The organism is Microbulbifer harenosus, assembly GCF_005771435.1.
Taxonomy (GTDB): domain Bacteria; phylum Pseudomonadota; class Gammaproteobacteria; order Pseudomonadales; family Cellvibrionaceae; genus Microbulbifer; species Microbulbifer harenosus.
Genome location: NZ_VANI01000018.1, coordinates 36,755 through 62,253, shown reverse-complemented (window position 1 = coordinate 62,253; position 25,499 = coordinate 36,755). Strand labels below are relative to the sequence as shown.

General features: G+C 59.2%; 11 protein-coding genes. 2 read left to right on the top strand and 9 right to left on the bottom strand.

Translation table 11 applies throughout. The features are described from left to right. Positions 1–11: 11 nt before the first annotated feature. Positions 12–617 (bottom strand): L,D-transpeptidase family protein, encoded by a 606-nt coding sequence (locus FDY93_RS16085; RefSeq protein WP_240913972.1) that lies wholly within the window; start codon positions 615–617, stop codon positions 12–14. Positions 618–1,140: 523 nt separating this feature from the next. Further along, positions 1,141–2,793: an alpha-amylase family glycosyl hydrolase gene (locus FDY93_RS16080; protein WP_138236787.1), complete on the bottom strand. Its 1,653-nt coding sequence runs from the start codon at positions 2,791–2,793 to the stop codon at positions 1,141–1,143. A gap of 409 nt (positions 2,794–3,202) precedes the next feature. On the opposite strand from FDY93_RS16080, the gene FDY93_RS16075 reads away from it, so the two are divergent. Next, positions 3,203–6,469 carry an AAA domain-containing protein gene (locus FDY93_RS16075; RefSeq protein ID WP_138236786.1) on the top strand — a complete coding sequence of 1,089 codons (3,267 nt, stop codon included), beginning with the start codon at positions 3,203–3,205 and terminating at the stop codon, positions 6,467–6,469. A gap of 114 nt (positions 6,470–6,583) precedes the next feature. On the opposite strand, the gene malT is transcribed toward FDY93_RS16075, so the two are convergent. The 5 genes from malT to FDY93_RS16050 form a co-directional block, all read right to left on the bottom strand. Continuing rightward, the gene (malT, locus tag FDY93_RS16070; protein WP_138236785.1) at positions 6,584–9,310 is read right to left on the bottom strand and encodes an HTH-type transcriptional regulator MalT; all 2,727 of its coding nucleotides are present in this window, start codon (positions 9,308–9,310) and stop codon (positions 6,584–6,586) included. 113 nt (positions 9,311–9,423) lie between these two features. Beyond that, the gene (locus FDY93_RS16065) at positions 9,424–11,127 is read right to left on the bottom strand and encodes a glycoside hydrolase family 43 protein (protein ID WP_220446221.1); all 1,704 of its coding nucleotides are present in this window, start codon (positions 11,125–11,127) and stop codon (positions 9,424–9,426) included. Between the two features lie 302 nt (positions 11,128–11,429). After that, a complete protein-coding gene (locus tag FDY93_RS16060) occupies positions 11,430–13,307 on the bottom strand; it encodes a glycoside hydrolase family 9 protein (protein WP_138236783.1) in 1,878 nt (625 codons plus the stop codon). Between the two features lie 75 nt (positions 13,308–13,382). After that, positions 13,383–14,366, bottom strand: coding sequence for an aldo/keto reductase (locus FDY93_RS16055; protein WP_138236782.1), 984 nt, complete (start codon positions 14,364–14,366; stop codon positions 13,383–13,385). Beyond that, positions 14,363–16,405 (bottom strand): sialate O-acetylesterase, encoded by a 2,043-nt coding sequence (locus tag FDY93_RS16050; protein WP_138236781.1) that lies wholly within the window; start codon positions 16,403–16,405, stop codon positions 14,363–14,365. The genes FDY93_RS16055 and FDY93_RS16050 overlap by 4 nt, the downstream gene beginning before the upstream one ends. Before the next feature lie 182 nt (positions 16,406–16,587). Between FDY93_RS16050 and FDY93_RS16045 the strand changes: the two genes are divergently transcribed. Then, complete coding sequence (locus tag FDY93_RS16045; protein WP_138236780.1) at positions 16,588–19,278, top strand: glycoside hydrolase family 3 C-terminal domain-containing protein; 2,691 nt, start codon at positions 16,588–16,590, stop codon at positions 19,276–19,278. Between the two features lie 112 nt (positions 19,279–19,390). Here FDY93_RS16045 and FDY93_RS16040 read toward each other — a convergent pair whose 3' ends face one another. Then, complete coding sequence (locus FDY93_RS16040) at positions 19,391–22,207, bottom strand: glycosyl hydrolase 115 family protein (protein WP_246068615.1); 2,817 nt, start codon at positions 22,205–22,207, stop codon at positions 19,391–19,393. Between the two features lie 292 nt (positions 22,208–22,499). Continuing rightward, positions 22,500–25,145: an endo-1,4-beta-xylanase gene (locus tag FDY93_RS16035; protein ID WP_138236778.1), complete on the bottom strand. Its 2,646-nt coding sequence runs from the start codon at positions 25,143–25,145 to the stop codon at positions 22,500–22,502. Between the last annotated feature and the right edge of the window lie 354 nt (positions 25,146–25,499).

Below are 25,499 nucleotides of genomic sequence, written 5' to 3'. Positions count from 1 at the left end.
AGAAGAAAACCTCAATGGCGCACCGTCACCTTGGTCCCCATAGGGGTATTTTCATAAAAGATCTTCGCCATATGCCAGGGTAGTCGGACGCAACCATGGGATTCCGGGCGCCCGGTGACCTTGCCCGCGTGCATGCTCACGGCACCGTTAAAACGCATGAAAAAGTCCATGGAGGCGCCGCGGAATACCGTGCCCGGCGGGCGCCGGTCCTTGCGCACGTCCACGCTGCTCATCCGCACATACCCCGCGCGATCCACATAGTGGCCGTAAAGATTCGAGCGGTGGTAAACCTCTTTTTCAGAAACACGGAAACTGCCGGTCGGCGTGCGGTTGCCCGCAACCCCCGTGGCGACCGGAGAGATACCTGCGAGTTGCCCGCCCTTATAGAAATAAGCCCGCTGTTCGCTCAGGTCGATGATGATATGCGGCGTGCCACCGATGACTTCCGGGCGCCACCAGGCGCTGCCATCCGTCATGGACCTGTGCTGCTGGTAGGGGTGGGGATAGTCACCCGCCTGGGCCATTGGCGCGAGCATGGCGGACGCGGCGAGCAACAGGCTGCCGCCCATCAGAATGTGTTTGAGGGAGCGTTTCAGAAGAGTGGAAGAGCCTTGCATGCGTACCTCATCTGCTCTTGCGAGCGAATTACAGATCAGGCCTGTGCGGTGACGCCGGAATCCATCGCGCATATTCTGACGGCGAGGCCGCAGAATTTTCAGAGCGAGCAAACCCCTGCACCGGAGTACACATACCTGAACATTGAATTTCCCCAAAGCGACGCGCCGGTGTGCCCCGGGTTGGCCGCGGGATGAGCCCTGCCGCTTGGTGCCGCGAGATTGCAGACCGCCAGGCAAGTGAGAGGCATGGTAGGGTCGGGAAATGGCGCCTTTTACATTTAAATGGAATGAAGAGCTTTATGGATAGACCAAAATACGCGCAAAAAAAAGCCGGCTCGAGAGCCGGCTTCAAACATTCCAGAAAGACTGGAAAGCGTGCTTTGACGAGAGAGCAACAAAGTTGACGATCTTATTGAGAGGTAACCCTTTGAGCCTATTGCCCCGGGTCTGGTTCGCCTCACTTGCGCAAGCGGGCGCCAATTTCTCAATAAATCCGAATTTTTTCCTGTTCTGGTGGCGGTGTTTATTTCTTGAGGAGGACCCGTGCGCCGGCCGCAGGCAGTTCTAACTGCGTGCCTTTGACCGCGCCCGCGAACTCGCTGGGAGTGATGTCTTCGCTGTCGGCAAACTTCTCCGGCAGCGCGAACACGGCGGGCTGGTTGCCCAGATTCAACACCACAAAATAGCTTTCCTCTTCACTGTGCCGTTCGAACACCAGCAGGTCATCACCTGTGTCCAGAACTTGCTGGTCGGCGGTGGCCAGTACCGGCGACAGGTCGGCGTGCCATTTCAGCAAACCGCGGAAGCGGTTCAGCATGGAGTGCTGGTCATCCTCCTGCACCGAGGCGGCCAGGTGATAGTGTTCCTCCGCCACCGGCAGCCACGGCTTCACCTTGGAGAAGCCGGCATTGATTTCGCCACTGTTGAACCAGGGCATGGGAGTGCGGCAGCCGTCGCGGCCCTTGAATTCCGGCCACAGATTGATGCCGTAGGGATCCTGCAGGTCCTCGAATGCCAACTCTGCTTCCGGCAGACCCAGTTCCTCGCCCTGGTACATGCACACGCTGCCGCGCAGCATCAATTGCATCAGGAAGAACAGCGGCGCGCGCGCGCGGGCGGTTTCCGGGTCGAAGCCCTTGTTCCAGCGGGTTATGGAGCGCGGTACATCGTGGTTGGATATCGACCAGCAGGGCCAGCCGTCCTCGATCACCTGGCGGTTCTTCTCCAAAGTGTCGCGCAGGAACTGCGCCGAGCAGTTTTCCGACAGCAGGTCGAAGGAGTAGGCCATGTGCAGGCGGTTTTCCGTGGTGTACTCGGCCATGATCTTGTGGGTGTTGTCGTCGCCCACTTCGCCCACGGTCGTGGTGCCCGGATACTCGTCCAGCAGGGCGCGCACGCGCTGTAGGAACACCAGGTTCTCCGGCTGCGACTTGTCGTGGATGTGCCACTGGTGCTCGTAGGTGTTCACCGGTGGCAGGCCGTTCTTGTCCAGTTTCACGGGGCGCGGCGGATTGTTTTCCAGCGAGCGGTTGTGGAATGCGTGGTTGATGGCGTCCAGGCGGAATCCGTCAACACCGCGGTCGAGCCAGAATTTCAGGTCCGCCAACAGCTGTTCCTGGACTTCCGGGTTGTGCAGGTTCAGGTCCGGCTGCTCTTTCAGGAAGTTGGTCAGGTAATACTGGCGGCGGCGGGTGCACCAGCGCCAGGCGCTGCCACTGAAGTTGGACATCCAGTTGTTCGGCGCGCTGCCGTCGGCCTTTGCATCTGCCCACACATACCAGTCGGCCTTAGGGTTGTCGCGGCTCTGGCGGCTCTCCTCGAACCAGGGGTGCTGGTCGGAGGTGTGGCTCAGGATCTGGTCGATGATGACCTTCAGACCGAGCTCGTGGGCCTTGTCGATTACCCGGTCGAAATCCTCGAGGTTGCCGAAGATCGGGTCCACGTCCCGATAGTCAGACACGTCGTAGCCGAAGTCCACCATCGGGGATTTGAAGAAGGGTGAAATCCAGATGGCGTCGACACCGAGAGATTTCACATAGTCGAGCTTCTGGCAGATACCCGGCAGATCGCCGATACCGTCGCCGTTGGCGTCGCAAAAACTGCGCGGATAGATCTGGTAAATAACGCCGTTGCGCCACCATTCCCCGTTCGCTTTGCCTGTGTGATTACCGCTCATACCGTGAGTCCGTTATTGGATACTTATTACATTAGGGTCAGTATGGCGTTGCCAGTTGTGGCTTACCTCCTCCCCGATAGGGGGGGAGGGGTCACTGTATTGGGGTAGTTCCCGCCTGTATTAGACGGCTTGGTCCGGTTTTCCTGCCACCGAGACGTGCCGACGATCTTTGCGCTTCCGGAGTTTTCAAAAGTGGACCGCAACCTTTGTACGCAAGGAGGCAAATACCCCGAACGTACAGGCCTGGTTGCCCTTGGGCAATAGGGGCGGCCGCGCGTCTATCTCATTCGGCTGCAATTAGGTAAGTTGCTAACCGGAGGATTGTGCTGGTAAAGAAAGATCTATTGGATTGATGAACTGTCTGTACCCCATCGGATAGAACAAGATTGCTATAGCAAGGAAAAAAGCTGTGACTGAGCAAGAAAATATTGTCCGTTACTGGCACGCCGTTGAGCTGCTGCAGCCACAATCGGCCCCGAATCTGGAGAAACGCAACAGCCCCTACTGCGCGTTCATTCACGATATTCCTATCGGGAGTCTCGTCCCTCCCTGGTCAAAAGCAAGTGTCGTTTCCAAACAACGTCTACCCCAACGGCGCGTCTGGAGCCACACGGTCTTTGCCCATCTCTATGACAGTCGTTGTGTAGCTGAACAGCTCAAAGAGGTTTTCGGTGCTGATCAGGGGTATCGCGAGCCACAGTATCGAGAATCGGCTATGTTCGCCGCGAAATTCACTATGGATGGCCAGTTGGTAGACGACAGTGTTGTGCTCTCCAGTGAGGCGTGGTTTCTGGGCCGCGTTTTGGCTGGAAAGGATTGGGCTAGGGGGTTCGAGGACGACCAACGAGCTATCAGTGATAAGGCGAAGGTGCTGCTTGAAAGCAAGGTATCCGGAGAGGCGTTGCGTGAGCTAACCCGTTGGATTCTCCACTACATCGGTGTCGCGGGTTTCTTTGGCGACATGGATAGAAAGGCATTTCGTTTTCGCTCCCAACCTGTCAGTCCCAGCAGGCCAGAATCAGAAGACGATCCGCTCAATAGCTTTCTGCTCGACGATCTTGTCGTTGTCGCCGATAGCATCCGCCGTGGTCAGAAAAGCGAACCGCTGGATCACTATCTGCGCCGGCACGATACGCGGCAGCGTCTTAACATAGACGGTGACCGCGCATCGTTGCCGCTGATCGACCGCCTCTTCCCTGACGCCTACGCCATGGGTTGCTGGCCTTCGGAGGGACATCTGGGACTTGTTCATTCCCAACAACTCGCTGTCAACACGATTCTGGCCTCGCTTGGCAATTCAAAAGGGCTGTTAGGTATCAACGGTCCGCCGGGCACGGGCAAGACGACCCTGCTGCGCGACTTGATTGCCGCCATTGTGACAAGTCGGGCCGATGTGCTCTCTGGGCTGTGTCGAGCTTCCGATGGGTTTGTTCGTAACGGACGTGAAACCGCCAACGACAGCGGCAAACAGCAGGCTTGTTTCAAACTCAATCCCGAGCTGTATGGCTTTGAGATCGTCGTGGCTTCGTCAAATAATGGCGCGGTGGAGAATGTCACGCTTGAGTTACCCCAACGCGACAAAATTGACGAGAGCTGGCTGCCGGAAGCTGCGTATTTTGCTGAGCTGGGCGAACTGGTTAGCGAGAAACCTGCGTGGGGGTTGATCTCCGGTGCTCTGGGTAGCAAGGCGCGGCGATCCAAGTTCGTGAGTCGCTATTTCTATGGCCAGCGTCCATTCGGTAGCGAAGATAACGCGGACTCTGATGCCGAAAGCGGGGCTGAGTTAGACGATGAATTTGGCGAGATTGTGGGCACCTTATTTTCTACGAGCACCACAGCAGAGGAAAATAGTGGTGCAAGCGAAGAGTGCGGCGGTGGATTGTCAGAGGAAGACGGAGGACCGAAAGGGTTTCTCGGCTGGCTCAATGCATGCGCCGAGTTCAACACCACTCGTTCTTCGCAACAGCGGCAAGCCCTGTGGCAGAAAGCCATCTCCGAGTACGAAGCTGCCAAAGCCGAGGTGCGTAAGAAGTGCGCCGCTGCCAGTCGCATTAGTGAACTGATCCAGGCCCTCTGCAAGAAAAGAAAGCAGATTGCAGATCAGTCTGAAGCGCTACGCATTCTCGAAGAGAAGCTGGCCAACGTGATCGGTCAGCTTTCTCGCCTGGATGCCGAAGAGAGCCGCCCTGCCCGCATGGCGCTCAAACAGTGTCTGGATGCGCTGGCGGAACATCAAGCGCGCAAGCCGGGGTTATGGGAAAAAATCTTCAGTTTGTGGGGGGCGCAGCGAGACTGGAATACTACGCAGAAACTACTGGCAAGCCAGCACGATTTAGCCGATTCCGAGTTCAAGCGGATAGCACGCCTCGCCAAGCGATTGGATGTCTCACGCGAGAGTTTAGAGCAGCAGACCGCCGATATGCGGTGTGCACTTCAACGCATGCGTAGCCAATGCCAAATGCAAACGCAAGATGCCATCGACGTGGCAAGCGACAGCCAAGCCGAGCATCTGCTTGCCTGGCTGAAAGATGGTGTTATTGGCAACGGCGATGCGATTGAGCTGGCTGAGCCTTGGCGCATAGAGGGTTGGCGCCAAGCACGTGCTCGCGTCTTCATTCAGGCGCTCAAGCTCCACCGGGTGTTCTTTGAGTTAGAAGCGTCAAGGATGCGCTCCAACCTGTACCTCATTAACGGGATATTGACCGGTACCCGCTATCAAGGCTTTTCGCGTGACGCTATTCGGTCCGCCTGGGCGTCGCTGTTCATGGTTGTACCGGTATTGAGCAGTACCTTCGCGTCTTTTGCGCGCTCATTCGGTTCGCTCGGGGTCGGCGAAATTGGCTGGCTGCTGGTGGACGAGGCGGGCCAGGCTCCACCCCAGGCGGCGACTGGGGCGCTGTGGCGGTCCCGGCGCGCATTAATGGTGGGCGATCCCCTGCAACTCAAGCCGATCGCCACCATCTCCGATGCCGTGCTCGAACACATGCGTGCACGCTACCAGGTCGATACCCATTGGCTCCCCAATCGACAATCCGCACAGACACTGGCCGATGAGGCCACCTGTTGGGGGTGCATGGCTGGACCGGCCGGTGCCAAGACCTGGGTGGGATTGCCTCTGGTTGTACACCGCCGCTGCGACAAACCCATGTACACACTCGCAAACCGCATCGCCTATGACGGCGCGATGGTGTATGGCACGCTTGCGCCGCGCCCCCACAAGGAAACACCGGCCAGCCTTCCGACAGGATGGATTCAAGCCAGCGGGGTGTCGCAAGGCAACTGGGTGCCAGCCGAGGGAAAAGCCCTACAGGAACTGCTTAGAGTGCTTTATGAGGATGGTGTGGAGGCTCACGATATTTCTGTTATCACTCCTTTTAAAGCCGTGCAGAAGAATCTCAAGCGAATGCTCCGGGCCAAAATGATATCTGGCACGATCCATACCATGCAGGGTAAGGAAGCATCTGTCGTCATTATGGTGTTGGGCGGCAACACGAAGGGCTCAGGAGCGCGTGATTGGGTTGTCTCGGAACCGAATCTTTTGAACGTGGCAGCAACACGAGCCAAACGACGTTTCTACGTGATTGGCGACAGAAATGACTGGAAGAACCGGGCGTTGTTCAGTGATGTCATGGACTTGTTGCCATTACTAACCGTTCCTGAGCGAGTGCCCGGCTAAACAGCAGAGTGGATCTGGTTGCCGCCTTCGCCGCGAGTCCGTATCGGGATGTATAGCGAGTCTTTCATACGCTCTTTTTCCATCCGCTCACAGAGGAGAACTCCACGCTCCCGCTCAGGGCTTGTCCTGCACCGACCGCAGCAGCTGTTCCGCCAGCGCAATCGCTTCCTGGCGATCTTTCACATCCAGCTTTTGGTAAAGGCTGCGGATGTGGGTTTTGATGGTGCTGGGGGCGACCTTGAAGTGCCGCGCGATGCGTTCGTTGGAGAGGCCGGAGTGGATGGCGTTCAGCACCTGCCACTCGCGCGGGGTGAGGGGGGAGTGACGCAGGAAGTCGGGGATGGCGTCGCTGGCAAGTATCTCGCGCACGATGGTTTCGTCCAGCTCGATGCGAATGCCGCCGCCCAGTTCGGGCTGCTGCTGGGCGAGTCGGATCAGTTGCTGGGCTTTCTCCGTCTGCTGCTCGTTGAGTGCGAACTCTCCGGTTTCCTCCATCGCGGCTTTCAACAGCACGATCATGGGTTTGCCGACCTGTAGGAAACTCGCGCTCAGGTCGCTCTCCTGCATGATATTCAGTGCGGAGCGGAGATGCTCCAACGCCATTTCGCGGCGTTCCCGCAGCCACGCCAAGTGGGCGGCAAGTACGCGGTTGCGCAGCTTGTCAGTGATCAGTCCGCACTCTTCGGCTACCTGTTGCAGACGGCCTAAAAGACGGTTGGCATCCGACCAGCGGTGCAATGAAATGAGTGCGCGCACATGGTTGCGGCCGTGGCACTGTTCGAAGTGGTTGCTGGGGCGATCAGCCACCGGCTCTGCCTGCTCCTGCCAGGTGGCGATAGCCTCGGTATTTTCCAGCGCCTGCCAGACTCTCATTCTTGCGGCGTCCGCATTGGCGACCCAATCGCGGTGGTAGTGCTCACCGGCAAGCAGGTGTTCCACCCGCTCCAGCCACTCCAGGCTTTCGTCTTTGTCGCCGCGCGCCAGCGCGACTTTCAGTAGCAGGGTGTATTCCGGCAGCAACCAGCGTTCGCCCACCTTGCGGTTGATTTGCATACCGCGGCGGGCGGACTCTGCGGCGCCATCCAGATCGCCGGCCTCCCACTGCAGCTGGCCTTTCAGACGGTAAATGAATTCGGAGATGGGCAGGCCCACCAGGTGGTGTTCCTCAACCAGCCGCTGGGCGCGCGCCTGCAGCGCGGCGGCTTTCTTCAGCAGGCCGTTGGCGAACGCGATCTCGGACTGCTGGCACAGGGCCCAGGCGGCGTTGGGCAGATCGTGACGGGCGAGGGTGGCCTTTTCTACCGCTTCCATGTGGTGCATGGCCTGGTCCAATTCACCGAGACAGAAGCTGGTTTCGCCGATTACCAGCTGCGCGGCGATGCGCTCGTTTTCCTGGTCTCTCGGCAGTAACTCCAGTGCTTCCTGGGCGTATTCCTTGGCCTTGAGAATCTGGCCGCGGGAAACCGACACCTGTGCGCGCATTGCGGCGAAGGCACCCTCGAAGGCCTGCCACTGTCTGGGGTCTTCCCGCTGCAGCCAGCTCTCGGCGGCGGCCAGCAGTTTGTTGCAGCGCTCGTAGTCGAAGCTGTCGCGGGCAAGGCGCGCCGCCAGCAGGGTGAACGAGGCGTGCTGTTTGATCTGCTCTTCGCCCAGCCAGTTGAGACTGTCGTTCAGTACGCGGAACTGTCCCTCGCGCAGGAACTGCTCGCCCTGTTCGGCGATCAGGCGGTGCACCCGCAGGCGGTCCTGTGCTTTCAGCGCGTGGCGCAGGGCTTCCAGTGGCTGATGGAGTTCCTGCCAGGTGTCGCTGGCGGTCTGGTGAAGGCGGGTAAGCTCTTCGCCGTCGCCCAACTGGCGCTGCAGGAAACGCGCGAATACCGGGTGGAAGCGGAACCACTGGCGGCTGGAATCCTGCGCCTGCAGGAAGAGGCCGCGGCTGGCAGCGGTTTCCAGCTGCTGCTGGCCGCCGCTCTGACCGCTCAGGCGCTCAGCCAGCAGACCGTTGACGCGGGTGAGGATGGAAGTGCGCGCCAGCAGCTGGCGCAGCGCCGGCTCCAGACGCTCGAGAACTTCTTCTGCCAGGTAGTCGAGGATGTGTCCGTGGCCTTGTTCCAATTCGCCAAGATAGCGATCCACCTCCTCCCGGTCGCGGACCGAGAGCGCGAACATCTGCACCGCCGGTGGCCAGCCTTCAGACAAATGATGCAGCTGGGCCACGCGGTCGCTGCCGAGGGTAAAGGGCAGGCGCCGCGCCAGCAGTTGCGTGGTTTCGTCGATGGTCAGCGCCAGGTCTGCCGCGGTCAGTTCCAGCAGACGGCCCTGCAGGCGCAGGGCGCCGAGCCCCAGTGGGGGCTGGCTGCGGCTGGTGATGACCACGCCGATGCCGGCGGGGGCGTGGCGCAGCAGGAAGCGGGTGGCATCGTGTACGGCGGGATTGTCGATCTGGTGGTAGTCGTCGAGGACGATGCGCAGCTCGCTGGGGAGCTGGCGCAGTTCCGCCAGCATTTGACTGATAACCAAAGATGGGTCGAGACTGTGCTGGGCGGCGAGAATCCTGCTGGTCTCCGGTACACCATTGCCAGTGGCGCGGTGCACACTCTCGACCAGATAGCGGCAGAATTGACCGGGCTCGTTGTCGCCGCTGTCGAGGGAGTACCAGGCCACAGGGTGGTCCCGCTCCGCGGCCCAGGAGGTGACCAGGGTGGTCTTGCCATAACCCGCAGGGGCAGTGACCAGCAACAGCTGGTCACTCTGGCTTTGCTCCAGCAGCGACAGTAGCCGCGGCCGTTGCAATGTGTGTTCCGGGCAGTCGGGGAGGCTGTACTTGGAGGCTAGGAGCATGGCGTTGACCGGTCGCAGTGTGTAAGACGCACGTGTTCAGGCGCAATTGTACACTCTGAGTCTGCCAGCCCCCTATTTGCTCCGCGTCCTCCCCCGAAGGGGAGGAGCCTCCGTCATTCCATGCCGCGGAAGGCGTGAAGTCCGATCACCGCGCCGACGAAGCCCCCGGCGTTGCGCGTGCTCACGACACGGCCGTCCGCCGCCAGCAGCAATGGCTGCCAGTGTTTGCCGCTGTCGAGGCTGTAGTGGAAGTCGTATTCGGGGCCGCGGGTGGTGAGGCGCAGCTGGATATCGACTGGTTTGTCTGTAGCGGTTGCCAGGGGTCTGCGGGCAATGGTCTCTCCCTGAGGGGAGGTTCCGCCATCGCGGCGGCTGACGATCACCTCTGTGCCACCCTCGGCGTTGCCGGTGATACCGAAGAAGTAGAAGTGCTCACTGTTCTGGAAAACCGCCATCCCGGCGCGGTCGCTCTCCTGGCGCGGGCGGTAGTGCATCTGTGTGGTAGCGACGGCCTGCAGGTGCTGCTGGCGGCGGGCCACAAACGCGGGGTTGCCTTTATCGCCGAGGGCGGTAGCTGTAGGGGTGAGCTGCAGGCTTCCGGGCGTGTGCTCCAGGCTGTACCAAGGCTGCGGGGATGGATTGCGCAGCTGCAACCAGTGCAGAGGCAGCTGCGGTGAATCGAACTCGTCCCGCAGGGTGAAGTTACCGGTCGTGGGTATGGCGGCGGCGGCTTGTACTGGCAGTGCCGGACGTTTGGCCACGAATGGAATCCGCTGCTCGCCGCGGGTGATCACCGGCCAGCCGTCTTCCCAGGTCACCGGCATCAGGAAGGTCTCGCGCCCCGTGTTGTAGAAATCCCCCTCGTAGGGGCGGGTGCCCAAGAATACCGCCCACCAGTTGTCTTCCGCATCCTGTACGAAATCTGCGTGGCCCACGGAGGTGACGGGATCCGGGCGCGCTGGATCCAGGTGGCGCTGGGTGAGGATGGGGTTTTTATCCCAGGGGGTAAACGGCCCGAATGGCGATTCGCCTTTGAACACCACCTGCGAGTGATTCACACTGGTACCGCCCTCGGCGGCGGTCAGGTACAGCTGGCCATTCCGGCGCTGCAGATGCGGGCCCTCAATCCACACCGGTTTTGCCGCGAGGTCCACACCGCCGTTGACAATCAACTTGCGCGGCCCGGTGGTTTTCAGGTTCTTCGCATCGAATTCCTGGACCCAGATGGCGCGATGGCCATCGTACAGAGGCTCACCGATCGGCGCATCGTTGTTGAGGATATAGGCTTTACCGTCGTCGTCGAAGAACAGTGAGGGGTCGATGCCACCCACTTCCGGTAGCCACACCGGGTCCGACCAGGGACCCGCGGGATTCCTGGCGGTGACCACGAAATTGCCCCCGCAGTCCACACAGGTGGTGACGAGATAAAATGTCCCCTCGTGGTAGCTGATGGCCGGGGCAAAAATGCCGCGGGAAATACCGAGGTCGGAAAAATCCAGCTGCCCGGGGCGGTCGATCACATGCCCGAGTTGGGTCCAGCTCACCAGGTCGCGGCTGTGAAATACAGGGATGCCGGGGAAGTGGGCGAAACTCGAATTCACCAGATAATAGTCGCCGCCCACCTGCACGATGCTCGGGTCCGGGTAATAGCCGGCGAGGATAGGATTGCGGTATTCATCTTTCTCGATGGGTTGATCGAAAACAGCGTCTTCGCCGCGGTATTCGAACCAGTCGAAGGTAGCGGCGTTCTCGGTCTTTGCGTTTGCAGTAAGCGACAGCAAAAGTGCCGCGAACAAACCAGGTTTTATTTTTTTCATAGACTTCCTTTTGTGCCTCATTTTTGTAGGAGCCTGCCTGCAGGGCCGGATATCGCTCCAGGGATGGCTGCTCGGCCCAGGTACCAAATGTTCGCTTGCAAGCAAGCTCCTACATCAAGCTCCTACATCAAGCCTCTACAGCGTGGATTTCATCAATGCAGCGTCCAGTACACTGGCACCGGCAGTGTAGTGATACTCATCGCTCTGGCGTGATGGCTGCTCCGTTCTACCAGCTCGGGCAGCGCAGAGACGCTGACCAGAGGTGCCGCCAGCACGTCGTGGCAACCAGTGACTTCTGCTACTTATTCATGGTGATGTTCTTTCTGGTGAGACTTGTGTTGATTCTGTTTGCCGGCGTCGCCGCTCTGCGCATGATGTGGACAACCGTCACTGTGCTGACGTTCGATGGCATTCAACCCGTTAACCAGATAGGCCAGTGGCGCATTCCAGTTAATGGCGATTTCATTACTGGCGTAACTGCACACGTGATCGGTGTAGGACTCGTCGGCCACCTTGCTGGTGTACTCGCACCCGTCCTGCTGTGAAGGGTTGGGTCCACCCACCAGGAAGCCGGGCAGCGGTGGCATGTCGGGGTTGGCCGCCGCCAAGCGATGGTGGGGCTGTTGGGGCGTTTTGTGGCCGAAACCGGTGATGTAGGAAAAACCGGTCGCATTGCGGCCCAGCAAATAGTCCCGTGTGGCTTCGGCACTGCGCAGAAAGCCGCTGTCGCCAGTGATCCGGAAGGCCTCGAGAAACAAGATGCCCTGGTTGGCCGCCACGGCATTGCTGCCCCACACAAACAGATCGGGATCGCTCACCATAGGTACGCGATAGGCACTGCGCTCGCCGGCGCTGCGCAATTGCCGCGCGGCGACCGTGAGATTCTTCTCAAGCGCGCTGCGCCAGGGGCCGCTGTCCTGCGGCAATTTTTCTTTGTGGGCGAGCAGGCTGTAGTAGCCGAGCCAGCGCACACTTGCCCAGGTGGGCAACTCATATTCGGAGGGCGCGGAGCGGATCACTTTCCAGTAATTTGCGTCGTCGGTGGCGAGAAAGAGTTCCGCCGCCGCCCACAGGCGCTCGTCGTCCAGCTGCTCGTCGTTATAGGCGCCGGTGGTCACATCCGGGTCGAACTGGCGGTTGAGTTCGTCCTGCCGATACGTTACCGCTGGGTGTTTCTCTGCCCACTGCCAGGCGGCCAAGGCCGCCTGTAAATAGCGTTTACTTTCCTTTTCTCCGTAGGGCGCATAGACGCGCGCGGCCTGCGCCATCACCGCGGCAAAATCCAGTGTTGCGGCCGTGGTTTTCTGCACCATATAGCGCGGTTGCGTGGCCTCGTGCGCGGCAACCATCCCTTCAAAACCGGCGGTGGTGAGTTTGTGATAAACGCCGCCATCGGACGGGTCCTGCATGGCCGCGAGCCAGTCCAGGTTGTAGCGCACCTCGTCGAGAATGTCTGGCAGCGCATTTTCCGACTCAGGAATATTCAGGGACTGTGTGAGAAAGTACTCCGGATAGCGCTCGTAGACACTCATTAGAGTGCCCATGGTAATGCCGCTGTTGACCACGTATTTGTTGTAGTCACCAGCGTCGTACCAGCCTTTAGGGGCGGACACCAGGGTATTTTCCGGGCGCGTGTCGTCGGCGGCGGACGCGTGAATCAGTACCTTGTCGTCCGGGTGACCAGCGGCGCGGTGCCAGGGGCCCGCGTGGACTTCCTTGAGTTCCGTGGAGGCGCGCTGGTAATAGAACGCTTTGATACTGGCAGCGGCGAGGTCCTGGTAAATCTCTTGGTCTACGTCGAACGGTGTTGATCGAAGCACATCGGCAGCTTCGGTGCCGGTAATTTCCAGATAGTAGTGGCCGGGTGTTGCCAGGCCAGAGAAGTCCGCAACCAGTGTGCTTTTACCACTTAAGGTTTTCTCGTGGCCCGGTTTCAGTTGACCGGTCAGCATCGCCTCGCCGGTCTCGACGGCGCGCACTGCAAACTTTGGTGAAACTTCTGGAGAGTCTTGCGTGACAAGAACGGCGATCTTTTCCGACAGCGGGGAGAATCCCAACTGGTTGAAACGGAGATCACCGCTGACGGTCGGCTTGGCCTGTATACAGGGAGCACCGCCAAAGGTGGTGGCCAGTAACAGCGCGCAGCCGGCTGTGAATGTTTTGTTTTTTGACGCTGCCATGTTTTTCTCCAGTTTATTGGCACTCTTGCCGCTTATTGCTGCTCTTGCCGCGCCGTTTCTGTACCGCCTGTCGGTTCAGATCGCGCCGCGAATATACGGGCGCACCTGCTTTTGGTAGTACTCCGCCAGCGTTCGATGTGTAGATTCGGAAAGGGGGGCAAGGTCGGAAGCCGACGCGTTGTTGGCGATTTGTTGGGGACTCGATGCGCCGGCAATGACGGTGGAAACCGCCGGGTGATCCAGAATCCAGCGCAGTGCCTGTGTTGCCTGACCGCAATGCGCGCTATCTGGCAATAGTGCCCTGAGCCCTTCTGCCAGCTCTACCCCTTTTTCAAATGGAATACCGCCAAAGGTTTCGCCTACGGAAAAGGCGGCACCATCGCGGTTGTAGTTGCGGTGATCGCCCTCGGCAAAGCGGCTGTCGCGGGTAAATTTGCCGGAAAGCAGGCCGGAGGCGAGCGGCAGGCGCACGATAACGCCTACGTTTTTTTCCTTTGCCGCGTCCAACAGCGCCTCTGCCGCGTCCTGGCGGAAGAGGTTGAAGATGATCTGCAGGGTGGCGAGCCCCGGGTTTTCCAGGCAGGTAAAGGCTTCCCCAATGGTTTCCACGCTGGCGCCATAATGGCGGATTAGGCCTTCGTTCTGCAGTTCTTCCATCCAGGTGAAGATGTCACCCTGTTTCAACACTGCCGGCGGCACACAGTGCAGCTGGGCCAGGTCGATGGTGTGTACACCAAGGCGCCGGGCAGAGGCCTGCAGGCTCGCGCGTACCGCCGCGAGACTGTAACCGTCCGGGTACAGCGTTGGGTTGCGCCCCACCTTGGTTGCCACCAGCAGATTGTCGGGTTTGTGTGGGAAGTTGCCGATGCGCTGTTCACTCTGGCCGCCGCCATACACGTCGGCGGTATCCCAGAAGTTGATGTTATGTGCGGCAGCTGCGTCGAGAATCGCGTTCGCGGTATCGTCCGCTATAGGCCCAAAATCCCCACCCAGCTGCCAACAGCCAAGGCCGATTTCACTGACCCGGTAACCGGTTTTTCCCAGTTGGCGATAGTTCACTGTGCCACTCCTGCTGCTGTGGTGGGAGACTTCTGTTGAGAGGCTTTTCCGGTGTCTTTTCGATCCACCTGAAAGGGCGCCGCGGGCAGACCCGCGCGATTGTAAAGGTTGGCCTCTGCCGGATTATCGGCCCAGGCATAGCGTACGGAATGCGGTTGGCTCACCTGATCGCTCCAGACCTCGACGCTGTCACCGGAAATTCGGGTGTTGGCCCAGACATAGCGGCCGTCGCTGCCGGCAATGGCAAATTCAAACAGCGGAGAATCTGCTTCGCGATGACGGCAATCCGTATCGCAGGGTTTCGCTATCAGCTCGCCCTGGGCGCTTGAAAAACGCAGTACCGCTTTATCTCCGGTGAACGTCGCTGACGTCAGTTGTGGGCCGGAAGCAATGATGTTGTCATGGCGGTAGACCAGCTTTCTCGCCGCCAGTGCCAATCGTTGGCCCACCGTTTTTTTGTCCAGAGGGTGAATGTCATTCCACTCACCGGCATCGATGGTAACCGCCATGGCGGTATTGGGCAGTGCAAGCGCGCTAGTCTGAGCCTCGCGAAACTCCGCCCATCCGCTGTTGCCGGGTTTGTCCTGTGGCTCCAGAAAATTCGGCAGTTGTACAAACAGGAAGGGCAGTTCGTTGTTGCCGGTATTTTGTTTCCAACCTTCGCGCCAATCGCGGATCAGTGCCGGTAACAACCGTCTGTACTCGTCCGCACGCCCAACATTGGATTCGCCCTGGTACCAGAGCGCACCGCGGACAGAATATTTCTGCAGCGGGTGGAGCATGGCATTGTACAGGCCGGCGGGTTTCCAGCGCACAAAGGTCTGACTTCCCATGGGCTCCATGGTGGTACCCAGCTTGTAGTGCCATTCGCCGCGCAGATCAATGCGCTCGCCGGCCACCGTGAGTGCGTAGGGTTTGTCTTCGACGAAGCCGCCGCGGCCACCACCATTGGTCACGCGGATGGCAATGGTGTTTTCACCGGCTTTTAATAGTCCCTCAGGCACGCTGTAGCGCCGGCGAGGGTAGAGATAGGTGGTATTGCCCACTTTCTCTCCGTTGATCCAGGTTTCGTCTGCATCAACGATGCGGCCTAGCTCCAGCAGGCCGGATTTTCCGGCGAGTGTTTCCGGTAGGGTGATGGTTTTGCGGAACCAGACAACGCCGTTGGTTTTTCCCAGAGCCGTGTCGGCCCAGTAGCCGGGTACGGCCATGGTGGACCAATCGTCGACTTCCAGATCTTCCACGTGCCAGCGCTTGTAACCCCTGTCGTTGTGATCGGCTTCCCGGTGCCAGGCTTCGCTATGTTTGCGGTCCGAGCGTTCAATTTGTTCAATCAGTCCATCGTCCTTGAAACGCTGAAGCTCATTGAGGTGTTCGGGAAATTTTTTCAGGGTTTCCTCGCTGACCCAGGCCTCCGCCGGCGAGCCTCCCAGGCTGCTGTTGATGATGCCGATCGGCACCCTTTCAGAGTGCTCGATGTCGGCGGCGAAGAAGTAGGCGACCGCCGAAAAGTCCTGAATATTTTCCTGGGTAGCCGGCAGCCACTGTCCTGCCTCCAGATCCGTGCGGGGGGTATGGAAGTCGTAGGCCTGGGGCACCCGGAACTGGCGAATACGCGGGTTGTTGACCGCGGCGATTTCATCGGCGAAGCGGTGGACGATCCGGTTGATGGGATACTCCATGTTCGACTGTCCTGAAGCCAGCCACACATCGCCGATGAAAATATCCTTGAGCTCGATACGGTTTTCCCCGGCGATGGTCATTGTGTAGGGGCCGCCGGCCGGAAGCGATTTGAGCGTTACCGACCAGTTGCCGCTGTCGCCGGCCTCCGCTGTGTACAGCTGGCCCTGAAACTCAACTCGGACCTCTTCTCCCGCATCCGTCCGGCCCCAGATATTTACGGCGGCATCCCGCTGCAGCACCATGCCATCGCTGACGAGCCGTGGCAGACTGACCTCCGCGGCAGCCGGCATTGTAAGTTGCAGAGTGGTGATGAGTCCTAGGGTCAGACACACACGAGGGGACAGGCGGACTTGCATTGTTGCTTCCTCATCGCAGTGGTGCAGGTGGTTGTTATTCTTGCGCTTTACGCCAGCGGTCGCGTGCCGTCATGCGCGGATTCTGCACCCGTTAAGGGTAACGCTACCAATAAATGTAAACGTTTACAATATACAGGTACACTGGTTACACTTTTTGCCGCGATAGACTGAGGAAGATAACAATGAATAAAGCTCTCACCTTGCCGCTGTGCATCCTGCTGCTCACTGCCTGCAGCAAGGGGCCGGAAGGCACCACCGATCATGCTGATACCGGCGCCGCGCCGCAGGCGGCTACCGACAGCATGCCGTATCTAGACACTGCGCTTCCCCTGCCGCAGCGGGTTGACGACCTGGTGGCGCGGATGACGCTGTCGGAAAAAATCAGCCAGCTCTACAACGACGCCCCGGCGATTGAACGTCTGGGGGTCGCAAAATACGACTGGTGGAATGAAGCGCTGCACGGCGTGGCCCGCGCCGGCAAGGCCACGGTCTTTCCCCAGGCCATCGGCCTGGCGGCAACGTTCGACGATCAGCTGTTGGAGGAAGTAGCTACGGCGATTTCCGATGAGGCGCGGGCCAAGCACCATTACTTTGCCGACAACGGTATGGCGTTTCGCTATACCGGACTGACATTCTGGTCGCCTAATATCAATATCTTCCGCGACCCGCGCTGGGGCCGGGGGCAGGAGACCTACGGTGAAGATCCATACCTCACCGGGCAAATGGCGCTGTCTTTTATCAACGGACTTCAGGGCGACGACCCCCGCTATCTCAAAACTGCGGCGATGGCGAAACATTTCGCCGTGCACAGCGGCCCGGAAAAATCCCGTCACTCTGATGACTATACGGCGAGTAAGAAAGACCTGGCCGAGACCTATTTCCCTGCGTTCAAGACCGCTGTGGTGGACGCGGATGTGGAGGCGGTCATGTGTGCCTACAACCGCGTCAATGGTGAGCCGGCCTGTGGCAGCGATATGCTGCTGAAAGAAACCCTGCGGGACCAGTGGGGCTTTGACGGGCATGTGGTATCGGACTGCGGCGCAATCGCCGATTTCTACGACCCCGACGCCCACAACCTGGTCAGGGCCCCGGCGGAGGCCGCGGCCTGGGCATTGAAAGCCGGCACTGATGTGAACTGCGGCACCGGCCGCCTCAGCACCTTCGCCAGCCTGGGGTTCGCATTGCAGCGGGACATGATCGACGAAAGCGACATCGACACCGCGGTCAAACGCCTGTTTACCACGCGCTTCAAGCTCGGCATGTTCGACCCCGCCGAATCCGTGCCTTACACGCAGATTCCCATGTCGGTCGTGGGGTCTGAAGAGCACCTGGCGCTGACGGAAAAAGTCGCGGAAAAATCCATGGTGCTGCTGAAAAACGATGGCGTACTTCCCCTGGCGGAAGGCACCAAAGTTGCCGTTATCGGCCCAAACGCGACCAATTTCTCGGTACTGGTGGGGAACTACCATGGTTCTCCGATTAATGCGGTGACCCCACTTGCGGGGATTCGCTCGCGTGCAGGAGAAGGCAATGTGGTCCACGCGCCGGGCTCCGCACTGATTGCCGATCAATACGGACACTATGAAATCGTCAGTGCCGACAACCTGTTTCACCGCAATGAAGATGGTGAACTGCAGGCGGGCCTGAAAGCGGAGTATTATCCCGTTGATCTCGCACGGGGTAAGAAAGCGCGTGATTTCCGCTATATTCCGGCAACGACACTGGCAGAGTCACCGGCGTTCACCCGCGTCGATCCGGTGGTGGATTTCTACTGGACCCGCTCGCCCATTGACGACTCGGTGAATGGAGACTTTGGCGTTGTATGGAAAGGCGTACTGGTTCCGCAAGCATCGGGAAGCTACCTGTTCAAAACCGGTGGTGCGTTGTTGCTTGATGGTCAACCTGTTGGCGGTGCCGTGTCACTTATCGCCGGGCGGGAATATTCCCTGACCCTGTCGGACGTGTATCTACGCACGGTATCGGGCGACCCGTTGGAACCGGAAGTCCAGTTGACCTGGGTCAATACATCCCGAGATTACGCGGCCGAGGCGGTAGAAATAGCGCGCGGGGCGGAAGTCATCATTTTCACCGGCGGTATCTCTGCGGAGCTTGAGGGCGAGGAAATGTCGGTGCAGCTGGAAGGATTTGATCACGGGGATCGCACACATATAAAACTGCCTTCCGTCCAGCACGACCTGCTGCGAAAACTAAAAGCGCTGGGCAAACCTATCGTAATGGTCAACTTCAGTGGCAGCGCTATGGCGCTCAACTGGGAAGACAAAAACCTCAACGCGATCGTGCAGGCGTTCTATCCCGGTGAAGCCACCGGCACCGCGCTGGCGCGTCTGTTGTGGGGCGATGCAAATCCGTCTGGTCGTTTGCCGGTAACCTTCTACCGCAGTGTCGAGGATCTGCCGGACTTCAAGGGCTATTCGTTTGCCAATCGCACCTATCGTTATTTTACCGGCGATGTGCTCTATCCATTTGGCCACGGTCTGAGTTACACACAGTTCGCTTACAGCAATTTGAACGTTCCCGAGACCATTGCGCCGGGAGAGGAGCTTGCGATTGATGTGACCCTGACCAACAGCGGTGAGCGTGCCGGTGGAGAAATCAGTCAGGTTTACTTGAGCCTGCCGGACGCGCCGGTTGAGGTCCCGATTCGTGAGCTCAAGGCATTCAGGCATACGCAACTGGCATCGGGTGAATCGGCGAAGCTGCAGTTCGTCATCGAAAGTGACGATATCGCCTACGTGGACAATACGGGGATTTTCCAGCCTTATCGGGGCCGGGTACATCTCACGGTCGGATCGGGGCCGGGAGCCTACCTGACAGCGCCACAATTTGCAGAAGCAACCGTGGTTATTCGCTAGCCATCGTTGTTGATATCAAAACAAAAAAGCCCACCGTTGCACCGGTGGGCTTTTTTGTTTGCGGGGCCGCCGTGAAAATTTATAGGGGCCCCGCGAGGCAGAGTGATTCCGGTTATGGTGTGGCGCCAACTAGGCGGCTCTCGGGCGGCCCGAGATAAGAGGGTTCCAGGCCACCGGTATCCACCAGGATCTTCTGCAGTGTAACGCCGGGGTCCAGGGCATAGATACGCAGTCTGTGCTGCCCGGGCTTCGCGACCTGGTGTACGGATTCGGATTTACGCACGCCGTCTTTCACCGCCGTTTCCCACGCGTTTGGTGACAGATCGGCCAGGATATCCACCACCTGCGGCTCTGCGTCATCCAGCGCAATGGCATAGCGCATGCCGCGCCCAGGCCGAAAGTTCAGGCTGGGCGCAAACAGTCCCTGTATACGGATCTCTCCGGCAGTGAACAGCGTCAGATCGTACTCCACGAAGGGCGCCTGTTGCGGATTTTCAAACACCCGGTCGCTCGCGGGAAATACCGAGATGGACGAATGGGTGCGACCGTGCAGGGGAATTTCCTCCCAGGCTGCGCCGTCCGCATCCCGTTTGCGGCTGAAATTGGCCGCCTCAATCGCGACGTAGCCGCCCGCTTCCACGAAGCCCTTAATATTCTGCGCGGTATCCGCATCCGGTTTGAAGCTATTCACCCGCACGCGCGCGCTGCCCCAGCCCGTGCCCTTGATGTCGATAATTTCCTGGTGCCTCCCCGCGGGGGCGTTTTCCCAGTCGATGGATACGGACAGCGGCAGTGTATGCTGCATTACGGTACCCTCGGTTTTACTGACGTGAATCCAGGGCGCGCTTGTGGTTGCGGAAAAATCGAACGGTTTTGTCCCGCGGTTGAACAGCTCGATGGTGTGTCTGGCTTCGCCATAGGGGCTGAACTCTGGAAGAACCAGATTGCCGCTGGCCGGCCAGAATTGTCCGCTGCCTTCCACCGCGACACCCATGTCCGCTTCCCCGTGGGGCTGGTAACGGGCCAGTGCGGGCATAGTATTAGCCGGCGGGTTGTTCCAATGGGTATAGCCGATATGCGGCTGAGACATCATATGGTTCCACTTGCCGCCGTTGATATTGTGGAACTGCTTGCTCAGGCTGGCATCCAGCGCAAACAGGTCTTCCACTTTGTTCGCGAACGCATTGGTATCGGCCCGCCCCTGACTGGCGTAGAGGCGATTGCGGGCGGTGGCTGTATAGAGCTGAGAAACCACCGCACTGGCTTTGACTGGATAGAGCACCAGTTGAAAAAACGCATCCCGGTGCCGCGGGGGTATTTTCCGGTAGATGTCCTCCGCTCGCGCGACCATCTCCGCCAGTTCCGAATCAAGCCGACTGGCTTCCTGATAATGGTGTTGGCTGTAAGTGCCTGGCTCCAGCAGCTCCGGTTTGCGCCGGCCATTGTGGCGGCTGTATCCCTGGATCAATGCGGCAATTTCTTCTGCGTGTTCGGCGCCAAACTCGCGCGCGGCCCATAGTTCGCCGAATTCCGCTAATCGCTCCTTCGGCCAGGTCTCCGGATTCCATGCCATGCGCAAAAAGAATTCTGTGGGAAACTCCTGCGGCTTCAGGTCGCCCACATTCACCAGCCATATCCGGTCGGCGCCATAGGCATAAGCCAGATTCATCTGCTCCCACACTTTGGCAATAGGGGTGACATTGATCCAGCGGTAGGAGCGCGGCCCGCCAACGTAGTCGAAGTGGTAATAGACCCCGGCACCGCCACTGCGCTGCCGTTCTTCCGGTGTCGGCAGTCTGCGGATATTGCCCCAGTTGTCGTCCGCCCACAGCAGCGTCACATCCTCCGGCACCCGCATACCGCTTTCGTAGTAGCCTTGCACCTCTTTGTACAGCGCCCAAAGCTGTGGCACCTCGGTGAGCGGCTGATCGTCAAACACCTCTTCGAGAATTTCCCGCTGGTCTTTCACAATTTTTTCCAGCAGGCCGATATTCTGCTCCTCGCTCATGGGCGTATCCGCCTGTCCGCGCATTCCAAGGGTATAGATACTGTCGTACGGCTTGTTGCGCTCCGCCCCTTCCTTCCAGAAGTCGTATAGCCCATCCGCATTCACGGCGTAGTCCCACGCGCCTTTACCGCGGCCCGAACCGAAATTCTTCCCATACCGGTTCCATTCCTTGTCTGCCCGCATCATCGGCTCGTGGTGGGATGTTCCCATCACAATCCCGTACTCGTGCGCGCGCACCATATTCAGTGGATCGTCATCGTTGAAGGCATTGTTCCACATCGCCGGCCACAGATAATTCGCCTTCAGGCGCATCATCAGCTCAAACACTTTTTCATAGAATTGGTGGTTGTAATCCCCGTACTTCTCCTTGACCCAGTTCGTCAGTGCCGGCGCCTCATCATTGAGAAATATTCCCCGGTATTTGACCCGCGGCCAATCCACCACACGTTTATCTGCATCAATGTAAATCCGCTCAGCTTTGCGTACCGGCACATCTGCCCACCAGTACCAGGGTGAAACACCAATCTGTTCGCTGATCTCATAAATCCCGTAAGCCACCGCGCGTCGGTCGCTCCCCGCGATCACCAGCGCCTTATCCACGCCGGCTATTGGCCTATCCACCACCTGGATCAGATAGCCTTCCCACTTATCCGCTATCTCGCTCACATCAATCCGCTGCTCGCTGATCATGCGATCAATCAGTGCACTCTTGCCAATTTCACCGGCGATCACGGTATGGGTGCTGACGTCGTTCACTTTATTGAGTAGTACTGGCCTGGAACCGCTGACCCGCTCGATATCCGCCTGTAAATTCCGCATCGCCAGCTGGATCGCCGCATCTGCGTTCTTATCCACAAGCAGGTGCGCGGATACCTTGCGATCCACAAGTCGGAAATCTTCCGGAGTAGGGGATTTGGACACAAAGGATGGATTACCCAGCGCGAGGGCATGGGCAGCAAAAAGCACGGAGGTGAGGACAGTTGCTGCCCAATTCAATAAAACGTTCTTGAGCATGTTTATTCTATTTTCAGGCGTAGCCACCACTGGCTACGAAGTTAAAAACCACAAAGCGAAGGCGGGCCGCCGGTTGCGGGTATTCAGGAGCGTCGCAAACAGGATGTTTGCGCCGCAGCGCCCATGGATGGGTTCACTGCGGTCCTGAATACCCGCACCCGGCGGCCTGCCGCCACCGGACTAAACTACAAAGCCCAAATCACTGCGGAGTGACAGAGAACTCGTCGATGTAAAATGTCTCGACTTCCAGAGGCGTGCCCTCAAAATACAACCGCAGTTCATTCACGGTACAGCCCGCCGGCACCTCAAAACTACCGGTAAGGTCGTGCCACTCGCCCGCTGCGAGACTGATCGGGTTGCCCTCATTGTCCGTTCCGGCAACACCCGTATACGCATCATCCTCGCCTTCACAAGCCAGCTTCTGCGTCAACTGTACCGGTGCTGCATTGGGTCCCGAATGTCGAACAGACAGCGCAACATCATACGCAATACCCGCTTCCACCGTGGTGGTCAGATCATAGGAAGGGTTTGAATTTGCAGCGCGGGTGGAAACCTTCAGGCTCTGGCTGCCGGCCTGTGCCTGCTCCGTACTGAGCGCAAGCGTCGTACCGCTGGCGTACCAGGCACTCCAGGCAGCCGCCGGAACCACACCCTCAAAGCCACCGTCCTTGATCAGGTTATCGGTCTCCTCTTCCTCACCAGTGCTCGGCGGGATCACCTGCACACTGTCGAAGTAAACATCGGTACCCCCGGGCGTATTTTCAAAATACATCAGCGCCTCATTCACCTGGCAGTCCGCGGGTATTTCCAGCGTGCCCGCGAGCTTGGTCCAGGTCTGTGAGGGCACCGCGTCATTGTCGGAGATCCAGAGATACTGATCCCCCTGGCCTTCACACGCGAGCTTGGTAACCATCGTAATCTGTACCGGAGCGGCACCCGTGTGCAGGGCCCAGGCAATCATCGGGTAGCTGGTACCCGGTTCCACCAGCGTGGTCAGATCGTAGGTCGCGTAGGCGTCGCTGCTGAAACCCGAGGCCAGCAGGCTGCGGTTGCCAGTCTTGGCGTATTCCGCGGAGGTACTCAGTGCGCCGCCTCCCCAGCCCGCGCCCCAGCCATCCGCGCTCTGTTCGAAGTCGCCGTTGCTGATCAGGTTCGCCACCGGCTTGGCCCCCGCGACGCCAAAACGCAGCCAGTCGACATTGGCAACGCCGGAAACCTCGTTGAAGCGCACATACACATCGTGGCTGCCGGACACCGGTGCCCAGTCCACTGTGCTGGTCTGGAAATCGCTCCAGCCGTTGGTGGGCGGCAGCTGTACCTGCAGTGCATTGGCGTTTTCCAGGCTGTCGAGGCGGATCGAAATACTGCCGGTGTTGCCCGCGCCCTTGGCGTAATTCACGCTGAAACTGTCCCAGGCGTCCTTGAATGCCACGTCCTGAAACAGAATCCAGTCGCCTATGTCGGTGTGCGCCACCACGCTGCCGGCAGCCTGTACGCCATGGCCTTGGTCGTAGAGTTCCGCCTCCAGCGTGATCAGGTCGTCACTGCCACTCCAGCCGCCGGGAATATATTCCGGCACCAGGTGATCGCACTCTGTCTCTCCGGCGAGGTAACAGTTCACCCACTGCAGGCCCGCGCGCTCACTGCCATCGCTCGCCAGCAGCCAGGCTTCGCTGCGCCACATATGACCCTGGCGGTAGCCCCAGTGAGTGATACCCGCCACTGCCGGGTGCTCCCAGAACACCGTGAACAGCTCGCGCAGTTTATTGGCGTGGCGGGCGTCGTCGGCAAAATTGATGTCCAGTTCGGAGACGTAAATCGGCAGGCCGGTGGCGGCGAGGCGATCGAGGTTGCCTTTTATATCCGCTGCCAGGGACTGCTCGAGAAAGTGCGCCTGCACGCCAATACCGTCGATCAGCTCTCGCGCCTGCAGCAACTGGATCAGGGCGAGATAATCTTCGGTGGCGGCGTCGAGGCTCAGAATGTTGTAGTCGTTCAGGATCAACTTGGATTCGGGGAAGGCTTCACGGGCCAGTTCGAATGCCGTGATCAGCCAGTCCCAGCCGGTGTCGCCATCGCCACCCAGGGCCTCTTTATAGGCGGGTATTTCGTGCAGCGGTTCATTGACCACATCGATCATTTCAAGCTTTGGATAGCGGGTTTTTACCGCGGCTAACCACTCGTTGATTTCCTCAAGCTGCTCTTCCGCGCTCAGGTCGGCGAGCCATGCCGGCTGCTGCTGACCCCAGAACAGGGTGTGGTACTTGAAGCCGAGATCGTTGTTCCCGGCAAAGGTGTGGGCGGTATCGAGATCGGTCCAGTCCATGACGTCGCGGGTGGACTCCACCGTGCCCCACTTGCCCGCATTGCCGGGAGTGATTTGATCGAAGTAGGTGGTGAGCTGGGTGTAGTCGTCCGGGTGCTCGGTGGCGACGCCGAAGAATTTATCCAGCGCCGGCAGCACGGTGACGGTGACGGCATCCGCCGGGCTGCTGGCGCCGCCGTCATCGCTGACACGCAGCTCGAAGGTGAGGGTGACGGACGCCTCTGTGGCCGGCGCGGTAAAACTGGCGCTGCCACTGTCGTCTGTTGCCAGGGTAACGGCGGGTCCTGAAGATTGGCTCCAGTTGTAGCTGGTGATGCTGCCATCCACGTCGCTGCCGACACCCACCAGAGTGACGCTGCTGCCGGCGGTTACCACCTGGTCGGCACCGGCCTCTGCAACGGGCGCAACATTGTTGTCGGTGCCGAGCGTTGCGTCCGGACCTTTGATTTTTCTGTCGGTACAGCCCGCGGAAGCTATGGCCAGCGAAAGCACTGCGATTGGAAACAGAGAGGTTTTCATGGTCGTTACCCTTGCCGTTGGTCCGGTTTTCCGGACTTTTTTGTTGTTAATACGGTATGCGGGGCAGTGTTGATCTGCCCGCGGGCTGTTGACGCGGAACGGTTACACGGGGAGGGGTGCTGTCGCTCGGGTCATCGCTATTTCAAATTTATTTTTCTATTGGCTCAAACCGTGGGTGCACTTCCGCTGGAGAGGTGGCGCGGTTGGTTTGTGCGGGTCTGGTATTCCGGACACATATTTACGGTAACGCTACCATTCGATGTAAACGTTTACAATACATGGCGTTAAAATCTCTTTTTTGTCGGGCGGATCCAGTATTTTCGACGGGTAAAAGTGCTTGACAGCGGACGGCCG

Excerpts from the sequence above, each read along its gene's own strand:
- FDY93_RS16065 (WP_220446221.1), bottom strand. The coding sequence starts at position 11,127 with ATGAAAAAAATAAAACCTGGTTTGTTCGCGGCACTTTTGCTGTCGCTT.
- FDY93_RS16035 (WP_138236778.1), bottom strand. The coding sequence starts at position 25,145 with ATGAAAACCTCTCTGTTTCCAATCGCAGTGCTTTCGCTGGCCATAGCT.
- FDY93_RS16060 (WP_138236783.1), bottom strand. The coding sequence starts at position 13,307 with ATGGCAGCGTCAAAAAACAAAACATTCACAGCCGGCTGCGCGCTGTTA.
- FDY93_RS16085 (WP_240913972.1), bottom strand. The coding sequence starts at position 617 with ATGCAAGGCTCTTCCACTCTTCTGAAACGCTCCCTCAAACACATTCTG.
- malT (WP_138236785.1), bottom strand. The coding sequence starts at position 9,310 with ATGCTCCTAGCCTCCAAGTACAGCCTCCCCGACTGCCCGGAACACACA.
- FDY93_RS16045 (WP_138236780.1), top strand. The coding sequence starts at position 16,588 with ATGAATAAAGCTCTCACCTTGCCGCTGTGCATCCTGCTGCTCACTGCC.
- FDY93_RS16050 (WP_138236781.1), bottom strand. The coding sequence starts at position 16,405 with ATGCAAGTCCGCCTGTCCCCTCGTGTGTGTCTGACCCTAGGACTCATC.
- FDY93_RS16080 (WP_138236787.1), bottom strand. The coding sequence starts at position 2,793 with ATGAGCGGTAATCACACAGGCAAAGCGAACGGGGAATGGTGGCGCAAC.